General features: G+C 68.6%; 14 protein-coding genes. All 14 read right to left on the minus strand.

All coding sequences use genetic code 11. The features are described from left to right. Window positions 1-2 precede the first annotated feature (2 nt). On the minus strand, window positions 3-842 hold the full coding sequence (locus QT382_RS11575) for an HDOD domain-containing protein (protein WP_289254188.1): 840 nt from the start codon (window positions 840-842) through the stop codon (window positions 3-5). Window positions 843-957: 115 nt separating this feature from the next. After that, window positions 958-1674: a Crp/Fnr family transcriptional regulator gene (locus QT382_RS11580; protein WP_289254189.1), complete on the minus strand. Its 717-nt coding sequence runs from the start codon at window positions 1672-1674 to the stop codon at window positions 958-960. Window positions 1675-1761: 87 nt separating this feature from the next. After that, a complete protein-coding gene (locus QT382_RS11585; RefSeq protein ID WP_289254190.1) occupies window positions 1762-3042 on the minus strand; it encodes a glycerate kinase type-2 family protein in 1281 nt (426 codons plus the stop codon). After that, window positions 3039-4235 carry a urate hydroxylase PuuD gene (locus QT382_RS11590; RefSeq protein ID WP_289254191.1) on the minus strand — a complete coding sequence of 399 codons (1197 nt, stop codon included), beginning with the start codon at window positions 4233-4235 and terminating at the stop codon, window positions 3039-3041. Before QT382_RS11590 ends, QT382_RS11585 begins: the two co-directional genes overlap by 4 nt. 149 nt (window positions 4236-4384) lie before the next feature. Next, window positions 4385-5113 carry a hypothetical protein gene (locus tag QT382_RS11595; RefSeq protein ID WP_289254192.1) on the minus strand — a complete coding sequence of 243 codons (729 nt, stop codon included), beginning with the start codon at window positions 5111-5113 and terminating at the stop codon, window positions 4385-4387. 47 nt (window positions 5114-5160) lie between these two features. Then, window positions 5161-6186: a hypothetical protein gene (locus QT382_RS11600; RefSeq protein WP_289254193.1), complete on the minus strand. Its 1026-nt coding sequence runs from the start codon at window positions 6184-6186 to the stop codon at window positions 5161-5163. 104 nt (window positions 6187-6290) lie between these two features. After that, window positions 6291-7364, minus strand: coding sequence for a class I SAM-dependent methyltransferase (locus QT382_RS11605; protein ID WP_289254194.1), 1074 nt, complete (start codon window positions 7362-7364; stop codon window positions 6291-6293). Beyond that, complete coding sequence (locus tag QT382_RS11610) at window positions 7361-9412, minus strand: putative bifunctional diguanylate cyclase/phosphodiesterase (protein ID WP_289254195.1); 2052 nt, start codon at window positions 9410-9412, stop codon at window positions 7361-7363. The genes QT382_RS11605 and QT382_RS11610 overlap by 4 nt, the downstream gene beginning before the upstream one ends. Continuing rightward, window positions 9412-10203, minus strand: a complete 792-nt coding sequence (locus QT382_RS11615) for a uracil-DNA glycosylase (protein ID WP_289254196.1) — start codon at window positions 10201-10203, stop codon at window positions 9412-9414. The genes QT382_RS11610 and QT382_RS11615 overlap by 1 nt, the downstream gene beginning before the upstream one ends. Before the next feature lie 82 nt (window positions 10204-10285). Next, a complete protein-coding gene (gene rimI, locus QT382_RS11620; protein WP_289254197.1) occupies window positions 10286-10783 on the minus strand; it encodes a ribosomal protein S18-alanine N-acetyltransferase in 498 nt (165 codons plus the stop codon). Next, the gene (gene tsaB / locus QT382_RS11625; RefSeq protein ID WP_289254198.1) at window positions 10780-11484 is read right to left on the minus strand and encodes a tRNA (adenosine(37)-N6)-threonylcarbamoyltransferase complex dimerization subunit type 1 TsaB; all 705 of its coding nucleotides are present in this window, start codon (window positions 11482-11484) and stop codon (window positions 10780-10782) included. The genes rimI and tsaB overlap by 4 nt, the downstream gene beginning before the upstream one ends. A gap of 68 nt (window positions 11485-11552) precedes the next feature. Next, window positions 11553-12242, minus strand: a complete 690-nt coding sequence (locus tag QT382_RS11630; protein WP_289254199.1) for an OmpW/AlkL family protein — start codon at window positions 12240-12242, stop codon at window positions 11553-11555. 29 nt (window positions 12243-12271) lie between these two features. Next, on the minus strand, window positions 12272-13639 hold the full coding sequence (locus QT382_RS11635; RefSeq protein WP_289254200.1) for an alpha/beta hydrolase family protein: 1368 nt from the start codon (window positions 13637-13639) through the stop codon (window positions 12272-12274). Window positions 13640-13805: 166 nt separating this feature from the next. Next, window positions 13806-14756 (minus strand): SGNH/GDSL hydrolase family protein, encoded by a 951-nt coding sequence (locus QT382_RS11640; protein WP_289254201.1) that lies wholly within the window; start codon window positions 14754-14756, stop codon window positions 13806-13808. Window positions 14757-14762: the final 6 nt, after the last annotated feature.

The raw sequence follows: 14762 nt of genomic DNA on the forward strand, positions 1-14762 counted from the left end.
CTTCAAGCCAGCATCGAATCGACGTCGCTGGCCACGTCGCCGGCCGCAGCGAGCCGCGCCTCGAGGTAGTCCAGGTCGAGGTGCAGGTGCTCGACCAGCTCGGGCACCGCCACCTGCAAGGCCTCGGAGGCCTTGATCTTCTGCTCCGCCGCATCGGCCAGCACCTCGGCCAGGTGCAGCACGGCCGCCATCAGCGAGAACGGGCGCAGCTCCAGCGGGTTGTTGGCGAGCCGGAACGATTCGGTCAGCGGCGCCGGAAAATGCCAATGGCTGGCCAGCGAGGCGGTCACGTCGGCATGGGTGCAACCGAAACGATGCTGCTCCAGCGAGTAGCGGCTGCCCGGCTCTTGTGCGTGGGCCTCCACGTCGGCCACCAGATCGGGCTCGCTCATGGCCATCAGCAGCTGGCCGGTTCGCAGCATCAGGCCCGCCAGATAGGCGGTGTCGGCATCCAGGCGAACCACGTTGGAAAGCACGCGCGCATAGGCCGCCGTGCTGATGCTGTGGCGCCAGAAACGGGTGCGATCCAATCCCTTGACGACAGGAAACGCACCTGACAGACAGGCGCCTAGCGACAGGTTGCGCAAGGTGTCCATACCCAGCGCGGCCGCCGCATCCTGCAGGCTGGCGATCTGATGGGCCGGGCTGTAGCGCGCCGAATTGGCCAGCCGAAGCACCTTGGCCGCCAGCGTGGAATCCTTGCCTATCAGCTCGGCAATCGCAGCGAGGCTGATGTTGTCGTCGTCGAAGCTCTTGAGCAGCCGGCTGGCCACCTCGGGCATCGCCGGCAGGGCGGCATTCTTGTGGAAGAACTTCTCGGCGGCGGCAGCAGATGGACTCATTCGAAAGGCTCCGGATCGGGCATGGCGATCGGCCCAGTCTAGAGAGCCTCGCCAGCCCAGTGCAAGCGAATCGACCGGCGATTCGGTCGGATTTGACAGTCCATCAGTCCATCGCTCAGCCGGGCATGGCTTCGCGTTCCAGGCCGGCCACATCGAGCAGGCGCACCCGGTAGCCCTGCACCTCGATCAGGCCCTTGCGCTTGAGTTCGCGCATCATCCGCGACAGCGTCTCCGGCGCAATCGCCAACTGCGCCGCGATGTCGCGCTTGCGCTCAGTCAGTTGAAGCAGGGCCGAGCCGTTGCTACCGGCGGGCCGGTGCTGCAGCAGCCAGGCCGCCAACCGCTTTTCGGCACCCTTGTGCATCAGCTCCTGCGTGGCCGCCGTCAGCCGGTGGACCTGCTGGGCCAGGGCCTGCATCAGTGCCAGCTGCAGGGTCGGCTCGCGCTGGATCAGCGGCCTCAGCGCGGCAACCGGGATGTAGATCACCGTGCTGCGCTCCAGCGCCCGCGCATCCTGGACATAGCTGCCGCCCAGCCAGGCGCTCGACAGGTCCAGCCATTGCGGCGCCCGCACGCTGCGCTCCAGCTGGAAGCCCTCGGTCGACAGCAGGCCCAGGCCGACCCCGCCCTCGACCACCGCCACCAGCTCGGTTGCCGCGAGTCGTCGGTCCAGTACATTGCTGCCCGCTTCCAGCTGGCGCCTTGCGACCAGCAGGTCCAGCTGGTGCAGCAGTGGCGGCTGGGCCGCCGTGCTGCCCAGCAGCGCGAACCAGGGCGAGGTTCCGGAGTTGCGCGGTTGCGAGGATCCGTTGTGAGAGGCGAGTGAGTCCACGGCGCGTCGATTCGAAAAGGGGTACGGCCATGGTCAGCCATCGCCGCCGCGTCGGCCTTGTTCTTCGTCAAACCGTCGCTGCGATCCTCAGACGACCAGCAAGGCCCTGAAGTCATTGACGTTGGTGAGCGTGGGGCCGGTGACCAGCAGATCACCGAGGCCGGCGAACAGGTCGTAGGCGCAGTTGGCCTGCAGAAGTTCGGCCGGATTCAGACCGGCCGCCGCGGCGCGGGCCAGGCTGTCGGGCGTGATGAAGGCGCCGGCGTTGTCGAGCTTGCCGTCTATGCCATCGGTATCGGCCGCCAGGCCGTGGATGCCGGGCTCGCCCCGCAGGGCCAGCGCGCAGCCGAGCAGGAACTCGGCCGCCCGCCCGCCCCGGCCCTCGGGATGGCGCACCGTGACCGTGGTCTCGCCGCCCGACAGCAGCACGCAGGGCCGCTGGAACGGCTGGCCATGGCGGGCCACCGAACGGGCCAGCGCCGCATGCAGGGCTCCGACCTCGCGCGATTCGCCCTCGATCTCGTCGCTCAGCACATGGGCTTGCAGGCCCAGAGCCCGGGCCGCCTCGGCCGCGGCTTGCAGGCTCTGGCGCGGCGTGGCGATCAGGCGCAGCTCGTGGCCGCCCAGTCGCGGATCGCCGGGCTTGGGCGTCTCGAAGGCGCCGCTTGCCAGCCCGGCGCGCGCGGCGGCAGGCAGCTCGATGCCGTAACGGGCGCAGATGGCCAGCGCATCGGCGCAGGTCGTGGCGTCGGCCACCGTGGGGCCACTGGCAATCACCGCCGGGTCGTCGCCGGGCACATCGCTGATCGCCAGCGTCAGCACCCGCGCCGGCGTGCAGGCCGCGGCCAGGCGGCCGCCCTTGATGCGCGAGAGATGCTTGCGCACGCAGTTCATCTGCGCGATGTCGGCGCCGCTGTCGAGCAGGGCGCGGTTCAGCTGCTGCTTTTCCTGCAGGCTGAGCCCCTCGGCCGGCAGGCTCAGCAGGGCCGAGCCGCCGCCGGAGATCAGGCAGATCACCAGGTCGTCGGCCGTGAGCCCTCGCGTCAGCGCCAGCATGCGCTCGGCCGCCTGCAGGCCGGCCGCATCGGGCACCGGATGGGCGGCCTCGACCAGCTCGATGCGCCGCGGCTGATAGCTAGGCGGCCTGTGGCCATAGCGGGTGATGACCAGGCCGGACAGCGGCGCCGCCTCGGGCCAGGCAGCTTCCAGCGCCTCGGCCATGGAGCCGCCGGCCTTGCCCGCGCCCAGCACCAGGGTGCGCCCCCGGGGCGGGGCCGGCAGATGCGCGGCCAGCACCTCGGCCGGCAGGGCGCGCGCCACGGCCACCTCGTAGAGATGGCGCAAGAGGGCGCGCGGCTCGAATGTCATTTGGACTTGGCTTCGAACCAGCGGGCGACCAGGGCCCGCTCGGCCTCGGTGATCGCGGTCACATTGTTCAAGGGCATGGTCTTCTGCAGCACCACCTGCTGGTAGACCGCTGCTGCATGGCCTTGCAGGGCTTCGGCGCTGTCCAGCCTGAGGCCCTTCTGGGCGGCCGGGCCGCTGTGGCACATCAGGCAGCGCTGCTCGACCACAGCCTGGACCTGGGCCAGCGTAGGCGCCGGCATCGCCGCATCCTGCTTGGCCGGCGCCATCCACGCGATCAGGCCTGCCAGCAAGGCGACGGCCGCGACCACCAGGCCCCAGCTGTTGACGCCCTTGTGGCGCTTGACGAAGAAGGTCCGTATCAGCACGCCGGCCGCCATCAAGAGGCTGAGCACCAGCCAGTTCTGCGAATGGCTGTGCAGCATGCCGTAGTGGTTGCTGAGCATGGCGACCAGCACCGGCAGACCGAAGTAGGTGTTGTGCACGCTGCGCTGCTTGCCGCGTTGGCCATGCACCGGGTCCACCGGCCGGCCGGCGCGCATGTCGGCGATCACCTGCTTCTGGCCGGGGATGATCCAGAACAGCACGTTGGCGCTCATCATGGTGGCGATCATGGCGCCGACGACGACGAAGGCCGCGCGGCCGGCAAACAGCTGGCAGGCCGCCCAGCTGGCGACGACGACGAAGGCCGCCACCAGGCCCAGCACGCGGCCGTCGTTGCCGATGACGACGCGACCGCCCTCGCCCTTGTTCTGACCAAAGGCACGGCAAATCAGGTCATAGACCACCCAGCCCGCGACCAGGAAGCCCAGCGCCGCCGCCACCGCCGGCCAGGGTCCGCTCCACTCGTGGACCCGCGGGTCCATCAGAAAGCTGCGGGCATTGAACAGGTAGAGCACGACGAACAGGGCGAAGCCGCTCATCCAGGTCCAGTAGCTCTCCCAGTAGAACCAGTGCAAGTGCTGCGGCAGGTTGGGCGGGGCGACCAGGTATTTCTGCGGGTTGTAGAAGCCACCTCCATGGACCGCCCACAACTCACCGTCCACGCCCTTGGCCTTGAGGTCCGGGGCCTCGGGCTTGAGCAGGTGGTTGTCCAGCCAGACGAAGTAGAAGGAGGCGCCTATCCAGGCGATGACGGTGATGACGTGAAGCCAGCGCAGCAGCAGGTTGGCCCAGTCGAGCAGATAGCTTTCCATGCAGAAAAACTCGGATGCTGGAGCCGGCTCACCACAGGCGGGCGCTGTGAGCCGTGACGGGTCGCGCTTCGGGTCTTGCCTGAAAACCCGGCGCCGCTGCGACGCGGGATGCGGACGAGTTTAGTGGAGCGGAACGGAGCCGCGCCCCATCAGAAACGATAGGCAAGCCCGGCGCTCAGGCGGGTCCTCAGTTCCGTGTGGGCGGGCTGGCTGGCCACCCCGACCAGCAGGCCGCCCCGGTAGAGGGGCTGGGCCGCGCCCTGCGACCGGTGTTGCTGCTGCCAATCCAGACCGAACTGGGCAGCCCAGGGTTGACCGGCGATCTGCCACTCCAGCCCGAGGCCCAGCTCGGCCATGCGGCCAGACCCGCTGCGCAGGACCGTGGGGTCCGCGGTCGGAAATTCGATCGCGATCCGGCTGGGCTGGAACCGCCCCAGCCAGGCCTGGGCCTGCCATTGCCAGTGGGTCGCCAAGGCGGCACGCCAGCGCAAGCCTGCCGCCAAGCCGGCTTGCCGGTACTGTTCCGGATAGCCCTGAACGGCACCGGCCGAGCCGATGTCACGGCGCTGGCGCGACCAGATCACGCGGGCTCCGACCTGCAGGGGGCTGGAGGCCAGGGCGTGGAGGGCGGTCAGGTCCAGCGCCTGTTCACGCCATTCGCTGTGAGTCTGCAGTGGAGCGCCCCGGCTGCTCTGGCCCTGGTAGGGGAGCCGCCCTTGCAGATGGTTGAGCTGGAGCTCCCAGCGCCAATTGGCAGCACAGCCGCCGGCCAGATCCAGGCCGGCCCCCGCCAGCCAGCCGCGCTCCAGCACCAGGCGCCCGCGGTCCTCGCTCCATTCGCTCCAGCGGCTGTGCGATTGAACCGGACTCAGTGCCACCCGATCGGGCGAGCAGGCGGCGGCCGGTGCCGCCGCCAGGGCCCAGATCAGTGCAGCTCGGACCAGGGCTTGCTCACCGAGGTTTCGAACGCGCCGTTGCCGTCGGCATCCAGCTCCAGCAGCACCATCGTGCCGTTGGCCTGGGCGGTCGCGCGCAGCTGGCTGCCACCGGAGCCGCGGATCAGGATCTGGCCGCTGGTCGGGTTGGCCTCATTGACGCGGCGCTTGAACGGCGTGGGGGTGTCCACGCTGATCGACTTGTTGTCAAAGCCACTGCCCGACAGCTGGCCACTGGCGCTGGTCGAGGCCGTGAAGTCCGAGCCGACCAGCTTGGTCGTGACGACCATGTGGAAGTTGCTGAAGGCCTGGCTGTAGGTCTGGCCCGCGATGCGAACCGTGGAGCTGAAACTCGGGATGTCGATCGTCAGCTCGTTGTCGAAGGGACTGGCCGAGACGATCTTCAGGTTCATCTGGCCGTTGCCGGTGACCCCGACATTGCCGCTGCTGGCGCTGAAGTCGCTGAAGGTCAGCACCATGCCGGCCGTGTAGGAGGCCGAGGCAAAGTTGCCCGTCATGCTGGTCGCGGCGAAGCTGAGACCGCCGTCCATGCGAACCCCCGCCTCGACGCAGGCCGTGGCCTTGATGCTCACGCTGTCGCCGGCATCGAAGTCGTTGTTGCCATTCTTGTCCGTGACCGTCAGCTCCATCGAGCCCGAAGTTCCGCAGAGCACGACCTGGCGCGTCTCGGCGCCCGCGGCAAGCACCGGTGCCGATTTGAACCAGCCGCTCAGCCGGTCGCGCAGAGCCAGGCCCTGGCGCAGCGCCAGGTTGGTGTCGACCGTCTCGGCCGCCACCACCATGCCGCCGGAGTTGGCCACGAAGTCCGACGCCGCCAGCGCCTGCTGGGCCACGCCCACATAGTTGCCTGACGTGATCGCTAGCTGGGTCTGCACCGGTGCCGGGGTCGGCGCCCCACCGTTGCCGCTGCTGCCACCGCCGCCACCGCCACAGGCGGTCAGAAGGGCCACCACGATAGGCGCGATGGCGCCCGCGACTGCTTGTCTTGCTTGCATGAATGCTCCCTGATTGTTGAGCCGGGGAGCTTCTGCGAGTCGTTGCCCCGGCCATGCGCCGCGCAGTGTAGCGCCGTGCGAAGTCGGCCCGGATGCCCGGCTCTTCAAAGCGTATGGCTGCGATCTCCGCGGGCAAATCCCAGGGCTTCGAAGCCCTCTCCGGTGGCAAAGCCCACGACCTTGAACAGCTCGCCCATCTCATGCTCGGTGATCAGGCGGTGCGCCATCGCCCGCTCGGGCAAGGCCGCCTCGCCCATCAGTTCGACCAGGCCGCAGTTGATCAGGAAGTTGGCCTGGCTGGTGTAGCCAAGCACCTGCAGGCCGGCGTCCTGGCCGGCCAGGGCGATGCCGGTGAAGTTGACATGGGCCGTGATGTCCTTGTCGCCGATCCGCACCAGCGGGTCGGGGTCGGCCTTGTGCTCGTGGTGGCACATCAGGGTGCCGCCGGTGCGCTGCGGGTGGTAGTACTCGGCCTCGGGGAAGCCGTAGTCGATCAGGAAGGCCGCACCTCGCTTCAGCGTGGCGGCCAGCGTGCGGATGAAGCCCTCGCCTTGCGGATGGATCTCGGTCAGGGTGTCGGGCACGAAGGGCGCGCTGAAAGGCGGCCGCGCCTCGGTAGCCCGATCGGCCCAGCCGAAGCCAGTCTCCAGCGCGACCACGCCGCGCTCGCGCCATTGCTCGCCGTCGAAGTGCAAGAGCTGCACCGGCATCGCATCGAGCACCTCGTTGCCGACGATCACACCTTCTATGGCATCCGGCAGGCGGTCCATCCATTCGAGCTTGTCGCTCCAGGCGGCCAGGCGCTCGGCCTGGCGCTCCCGCAGCAGGCCGGACAGGTCGACGATGCGGTAGCGCCTGACCCGGTCGCCCAGGGTCTCCAGCAGCTGGGCCGCGAGTGCGCCGCTGCCGGCGCCGAACTCCCAGACCTCGTCGGTGCCCGTGGCGTCCAGCGCCTGTTCGACCTGGCGCGCCAGCGCGCGGCCGAACAGCGGCGACAGCTCGGGCGCGGTCACGAAGTCGGAGCCGCTCTCGGGCATGCGGCCGAACTTGCGGCGCTCGTTGGCGTAATAACCCAGACCTGGCGCATACAGGGCCAGCGCCATGAAACGCTCGAAGCCCAGCCAGCCGCCGGCCGCCGCGATCTCGTCGCGGATCTGTTGTTCCAGCCGATGGATCAACCCATCTCCTCGCGCTGTCGCAACCAGCGCTCGAACTCGGCCGCCGGCATGGGCACGGCGAACAGCTCGCCCTGCAGCTCGTGGCAGCCCCATTCCTGCAACAGGCGGCGCTGCTCGTCGGTGCGCACGCCTTCGGCACCGACCTTGAAATTGAGGCCACGCGCCATCTCGGTGATGGCGCGGGTGATGGCCATTGCGCCGGCATCCTCGGGCAGCTTGGCCACGAAACCCTGGTCGATCTTGAGCTTGTCCAGCGGCAGCTGGGTCAGGTGGGCCAGCGAGGTGTGGCCGGTGCCGAAGTCATCCACCGAGATGCTGAGCCCCTGCGCGCGCAGCCGCGCCAGCGTCTCTGGCGCATGGTCGATGTCGTCGATCAGCATGCGCTCGGTCAGCTCCAGCTCCAGCCATTCGCCGCTGGCGCCGGACTCCTCCAGCACCTGGGCCACGGCGCAGGCAAAGCTGTCGAGCCGGAACTGCATGCTGGACAGATTGACCGCGATGCGCAGCGGCGGCAGGCCGGCGTCGTGCCAGCGCCGCGCCTGGCGGGCGGCTTCGGCCAGCACCCAGTCGGACAGCGGCAGCATCAGCCGGTGGCGTTCGGCCACGGCAATGAAGGCCTCGGGCGTCAGCAGGCCGCGCTGCGGATGGCGCCAGCGCAACAGGGCCTCGGCGCCGACCAGGCGGCCGCTCCTGGCATCCACCTGGGGCTGGTAATAGAGCAGGAACTCGCCCTCGTCCAGGCCGGCGCTGAGCTCGCTTTCGATCACCAGGTCGGCGTAGGCGCTCTCGGCCATGTCGGGCGCGAAGAATTCGTAGGTGGCCCGGCCCTTGGCCTTGGCCCGGTACATGGCGGTGTCGGCATGCTGGATCAGCTCCTGCGCCGTCTCGCCATGCTCGGGGAACAGCGCCACCCCGATCGAGGGCGTGACCGAGAGCTCGCGGCCGTCGGCAAACACCGGCACCTCGACCACTTCCAGCAGCGCCTGCAGCACGACCAGCACGTCGTCGCGGTGGTGCACGTCTTCCAGCAGCACGACGAATTCGTCGCCACCGAAGCGGCCGACCAGGTCGCTGGAGCGCAGGCAGCCGGTGATGCGGCGCGACACCGTGGTCAGCACCTGGTCGCCTTCCAGATGTCCCAGCGAGTCGTTGACCCGCTTGAAGTTGTCCAGGTCGATGAAGAGCAGGCCCAGCTGGTGGCCCTGGGAGGCGGCGCTGTCCAGCGCCGGCTGCAGACGTTCCATGAAGGCGCTGCGGTTCAGCAGCTGGGTCAGCGAATCATGGTGGGCCAGGTGCTGGATCCGGGCCTGGGCGGCGACGCGGTCACGGATGTCCCGCACGATGGTCATGCGGTGGCGCTCGCCGTCCATCTCCATGGTGCGCACTATGAACTCGACCGGGATGCGCGTGCCGTCCTTGTGGACCACGGCGGTCTCGTAGCGCAGCTCGCGCGCCGCGCTCATCACCTGCTGGACCTTGGCCAGTTCGTCCTCGGCCACGAAGGCCAGGGCCTGGCGGCCGATCATCTCTTCCAGCGAATAGCCGACCAGCGCGCACAGCGGCGGATTGACGTCGGTGACGACACCGTCGCGATGGAACAGGATGCCCTCGACCGTGGCGTGCATGAACTTGTCCAGCCGCTGCTGGGTCTCGCGCGCCAGCTTCTCGGCGTTGCGGTGCTTGCTGATGTCGTTGATCAGCACGCAGCTGGCGATCAGGGTGCCGGCATCGTCCAGGTGCGGAATCAGGTTGACCTCGATCCAGCGGCCATCGTCGAGCTGGCGCTCGTAGTTGGCGGCCTGGTGCTCGGTCTTGACCTTGTCGACCGCCCACTGGATCTTTTCCGTGGCGTCCGGGCCGATGACCTCGCCAAACGAGCGGCCCAGGATGCTGCGCTCGTCCAGGCCGAAGGTCTGGGCGTATTGGCGGTTGGCGAACAGGCAGAGGTCGGTGCGCGCGTCGTACAGCGCGATCAGGGCCGGCACGTTGTCGGCGATCAGCCGCAGCCGCGCCGCGGCGATCTCCTGCTGAAGGCGGTCCTCGTCCATCAGCGCCGCTCCGGCTGCTGTTCGAGCGTGGCCTTGGCCAGGCAGAGGTCTTCCCAGGCGCGCGCCTTGTCGGTCAGGTTGCGCAGCAGATAGGCCGGGTGGTAGGACACGATGACCGGAATGCCCTGGTAGCGGTGGACCTGGCCGCGCAGCCGGCCCAGGGCCTCGTTGCTGCCCAGCAGGGCCTGCACCGCAAAGCGGCCCAGCGCCAGGATGATGCGCGGCCGCACCAGCTCGATCTGGCGGTCCAGATAGGGCTGGCAGGCCGCCAGTTCCTCGGGCTCGGGATTGCGGTTGCGCGGCGGCCGGCACTTCAGGGTGTTGGCGATGAAGACCTGGCGCGCCGGCTCGGCCTCGGCCCGGGTCAGGCCGACGGCCCGCAGCATGTTGTCGAGCAACTGACCGGCCACGCCGACGAAGGGCTCGCCCTGCCGGTCCTCCTGCTCGCCCGGCGCCTCGCCGACGATCATCCACTCGGCCTGCGGATGGCCGACGCCGAACACGGTCTGCTGGCGGCTTTCGCAGAGTCCGCAGTTGCGGCAGGCGGCGACACTCTGCTGCAGGCCTTGCCAGTCGAGCTGGGCGATTTCAGGGCGGGCCGAAGCAACCGCCACGCGCTGAGGCAGGGCGGTGGCCACGGCCTGCACGGCAGGGACAGGTGCAGCAACTCGCGGCGCCGGTGCAGGCGCCGGCCGCTCCTCGACAAGGGCCACGGGCTCAACCGCCGGCGCCGCCCAGACCTTGTAGCCCATGGCTTCCAACATCGCACGTTGACGCGGATCCCAAGTCATGTCGACACCCCGCTCTCCGAGTACATCGAGCGACCCTCCGAGAGGGTAAGGCCTTGCTTGGGGCGGCCCTGCGCTGCGGCCCTCATGCCGAGGCCTCCTCGGCTTCCAGGTTCAGGCTCATCAGCACCGCATCCTCGCGCTTGCCGTGGCCGGCCGGGTAGTAGGCGCGGCGCAGGCCCACCTCGGTGAAACCATAGCGGCGGTAGACGCTGCGGGCGCGGGCATTGCTCTCGCGCACCTCCAGCCAGACCTGCAGGCAGCCCAGCAACCGGGCACGGGCGCAGAGCTCGTCCAGCAACAAGCGGGCCAGGCCCTGGCCCTGATAGGCCGGGTGCACCGTGATGTTCAGCAGATGCAGCTCCTCGAAGCCGCGCATGGCCAGGAAGTAGGCGATCAGCCGAGCCTGCTGGCCCTGGCCTTCCCACAGCGACCAGGCCTCATAGCCGGCCGCCAGTGAATCGACGAAATTGCCCTGGGTCCAGGGAAAACTGTAGGACTGCTGCTCGATGCCGAGCACCGCCTCCAGGTCCACCAGGCGCAGCGGCAGGATGGCGAGCAGCGACTGCGGCTGGGCGCTCATGCCTTGCCCCCGGCGGCTGCACGTTCGGCCGTGGTCTGCGCGACCTTGTCGCGCACATACAGCGGCATGGCTTCGGCCGCGTCCAGGTGCTCGCCGCCGGCCCAGGCCTGCTCGGCCAGCACGGCCAGCGCCGCAGCGCGCGATTTGCATTCGGGCCAGGCCGGCACGCCCTCCAGCGACAGCTGGGCAGCGAAAGGCTGCAAGGCCGATCCACAGACCGCCAGGGGCTGGCTGCTCCAATGGGCTCGCAAGGCCTCGGGGCTGTAGAGCGCCGGGGCCTCGACCACCTGCCAGGCCGCGCCAGCCCGGCGATAGCAGCCGGCATAGATCTCGCCCATGCGGGCATCCATCAGCACCCACAGCGGCAGGCCTTCGGGCGCCCCCTGGGTGCGGGCATCCTGGGCGACCAGCATCAGGCTGTCGAGGGCCAGCACGGGCTTGTTCCAGCCGAAGGCCAGACCCTGGGCGACCGCGCAGGCCGTGCGCAGGCCGGTGAAGGCGCCGGGGCCGCGGCCGAAGGCGATGGCGTCCAGCTGCTCGCCGCGCAGGCCGGCGTCGCGCAGCAATCGGCGCACCTGAGGCAGCAGCTCGGCCGAGGCCTTGGCACCGCCCTCGCCTTCAAAAAAAAAGCGCCCCGCAGGAGCGCTGAGCGCCAGGGCCAGTGCTTCCGTCGAACTGTCGATGGACAGCAGTGAAATCATGGCGCAAGTGTAGCCCCGCCCCTGCCGCCTTCTACTGCCGAAGGGGCCGGAGCGGGGGCGCTGGCGGGCTAGAAGGTATAGCCCAGCGACAGCGTGTAGGCGATGGGTCGGAAGTCGATGGTCGTGGTCCGCGTCACGTCGCCCGTGCGGGTGCTGGTGACCGCCTTCATGTCGCTCTTGACCTTGGCCGTGGCCACGGTACCGACCAGGGCCCAGTTCTTGTCGATGGCATAGCTCAGGCCGGCATGGGCGGCCAGGCCCCAGGAGTCGTCCAGCATGATCTTGGTCGAGCCGCCGCTGGCCGCATCGCCCGAGGCCGTGCTGCGCGCCTGGCTGAACTTGGTGTAGTTCAGGCCCAGGCCGACGAAGGGGCTGAGACGCGGCAGGAGGTCGCCGAAGCGGTAGTTGACGAAGACCGTGGGCGGCAGCTGCTTGACCGACGAAATCTGGCCGAAGGGCTCCAGGAAGCCGCGGCCATAGACCTTGTGGCGCGGCGGAATGCCCAGGGCCACTTCGACCGACCATTCGGGCGTCGCATGGTAGACGTAGCCGAAGCCCGTGGTGCTGGCATCGCCGACCTCGAGCAGGCCGCCGGGAGCCGGCACGGCCGGGCCGCCTTCCAGGGCCGGCGCCTTGGCGCGCACGTCGATGAAGACGCCGCCGAGATAGACGCTGTGGGTCTGTGCGGCGGCCAGGCCGGCCGCCAGGCTCAGGCCCAGTGCCAACGCGAGATGGGGAACAAAGGAACGAAACTTCATGGTGTTTGTCTCCGTGTCGCTGAGCGGGCTCAGATGCCGGTGGCCAGCACCTGCTGGAAGAAGCCGCGCACGAGCACGGTGCAGAACGGCGGCACCAGGCTGCCGTGGTACTGGCTCTGGGCATTGGCGCCGGCCGCGGCCTTGGCCTGCTGGAAGCCGCCATAGACCGTCTGGCCGGTCACGCCGGCGGGCAGGCTGGACAGGGTCTCCAGGTCGTAGGTGCCCATCACCAGGGCGGCGGCACGGGTCTTCAGGTCGGCCGACATGGCCGTCGTGTTGACGTCGTAGAACACCGTCGGATCCTGCTTGCCGCCGCACATCACCAGCGGCCGCTTGGGCGTGAAGCCCAGCAGCGTGTTGGCCTGGAGTGCCTTGCGGTAGTTCGAGGCCTGGTAGCCGGCACGGAAGCTGTCGTTCAACAGACCGCCGGTGCCGAACAGCTTGGTGAAGGTCGGGTCGGCAGGTAGCTTGCCGCCGGCAATCAGTTCGGAGATCGGCGTGTCCGTCGGGAACAGGGTCTCGATGGTCGGCGCGAACTGCGACTGATAGGCCTCGGCCGGGCTGCTGTAGATATTGCCGTAGGACTTCTGGTAGCTGGTCAGCAGCAGGGGCACGAACAGCGTGGCGCCGGCGTTGACCGGGCCACTGCCGGTGACGATGTCGCCGAAGCCCACCATGTTGTAGGGGCCGGACATCGGGCCGGCCGCGGTCACCGTGAACTCGCTGCCGTAGTCGCGCTCGATGATCTTGTGCGTGGCCATGGCCACGTGGCCGCCCTGCGAATAGCCGCTGATGAACAGCTTGCTCGAGGGCTTGACGCTGCTGTCGGCCATCAGATGGGCCTTGGCGGCACGCAGGCCGTCGACCATGTCGATCGCCTGGTTCTCGGCATTCAGGTAGGGGTGGTAGGACAGCGAGCTGCGGTCATAGCCCAGGTAGTTGGGTGCCACGACGATGAAGCCCTGGGCCGCGTACATGGACATCAGCAGCGAGGCCTCGCCGTTCTTGCTGACGTCGGCCATGTTGAAGCTCTTGGTCGTCGTCGTGCCGTGCGCATACAGCAGCACCGGACGATCACCGGTACAGGCCGCCGCCGTGCCCTTGGGCACCAGCACGCCGGCCGAGGCCGTGGCCGGCAGGCCGTTCGGGTCGCGCGTCATGTACAGCACATAGCGGATCTCGACGTCGCAGGCCGCCTTGCCGGTCAGGGCCTGGGCGCCGGAGGCCGCCGTGCCGGCGTCGATCTGGGCGATCGTCGCGGCGCCGGCCACCTGGGCCGTGATGATGGTGGCCCGCGCCGGCGGCGGGTCATCGGTGTTGTTGTTAGCGCCGCCGCCGCAGCCGGCCAATGCCGCGCTGGCCAGGGCCAGCAGGGCCAGATGTCTCTTGGTGCTCATGCAAACCTCGCAGTGAGTTGTCTCTCTCGTTTGGGGATTCGAAAAAAGAACGACCGTTCGCTTTTCTCGGGAAGACTATAAGTGGGCGATTTGCGGCCCCGGAAAGTAAAAACCCCGACCTTGTCGCAAAGGTCGGGGTCGTGTGGTGGTGAACGCGACGGTCGCGTCAGAACGGATTGTTGACGGCGCGGCTCAGGGCGCTCTGGCCGATCATGTGGTGACCCGCCGGGCTCAGCAGCTTGTCGTTGGCCCACAGCCAGGTGGCCGGATCGGATTCCGCCAGGATGGTCTTGGTCGTGCAGTCGGCGATGGTGACCGTGGTCAGGCACATGGCGTCGGTCGCGTTGATCAGGCTGGCATAGGCCGGGTAGCGCGACGCCGTCTGCGTCATCTCATCGGCCAGCACCAGACCGATGGCACGGCCGTCGTTGCGGATGTTGAGCCGGAAATAGGTGTTGAACTCGGTGGTCAGCTCGGTCAGGAACTTGGCCCGGTCCGTGTCCTGCTTGGTCTGCTTTTCCTTCAGCGCGTAGGGCGTCACGCCCTGGTCCGGCAAAGTCGTTACGACCACGCGGCCACCCGCATCGGCCACGCGGTTGACCTGGGCGGCCCAGCGCTTGCCGATGTCACGGGCGCTGTTGATCAGCGAGTCTCGACTGACCGCCGGGAACTGCGAATACAGCTCCAGGATGTCGTTGGCGCCGGCCATCATGGTCACCAGGTCGTGGGCGTTGAAGCTGCCGGTCGAGAAGAACACGTCCAGCTGCGCCGCCACGTCGGCCACCTTGGCACCGGCCTTGGCATACATCTGGCCTTGAGGTGCGGCAATGTTCTCGGGGTTGCACTGAGGGAACACCATGCCGTAGCCCGCGGCCACCGTCTGCACCCAGATCGGGTTGGCCATGCAAACGAGGTTGCCGTTGGTGTCTACGGCGTTGACCGTGTACTTCTTGCCCTGGCTCGTGATCGTGCTGGACTCGTCGCCGAAAGCCATGATGCGCTTGGGCGCGAACTTCTCGATCGGCTCCGAACCGCCGCCACAACCGGCCAGCACGGCCGCGGACACTGCCAGCAGTGCCAGACCCAGTTGTCGGGCACTCTGCTTGAACCTGTTCATCAACAT

The organism is Pelomonas sp. SE-A7, from assembly GCF_030345705.1.
GTDB lineage: Bacteria > Pseudomonadota > Gammaproteobacteria > Burkholderiales > Burkholderiaceae_C > JAUASW01.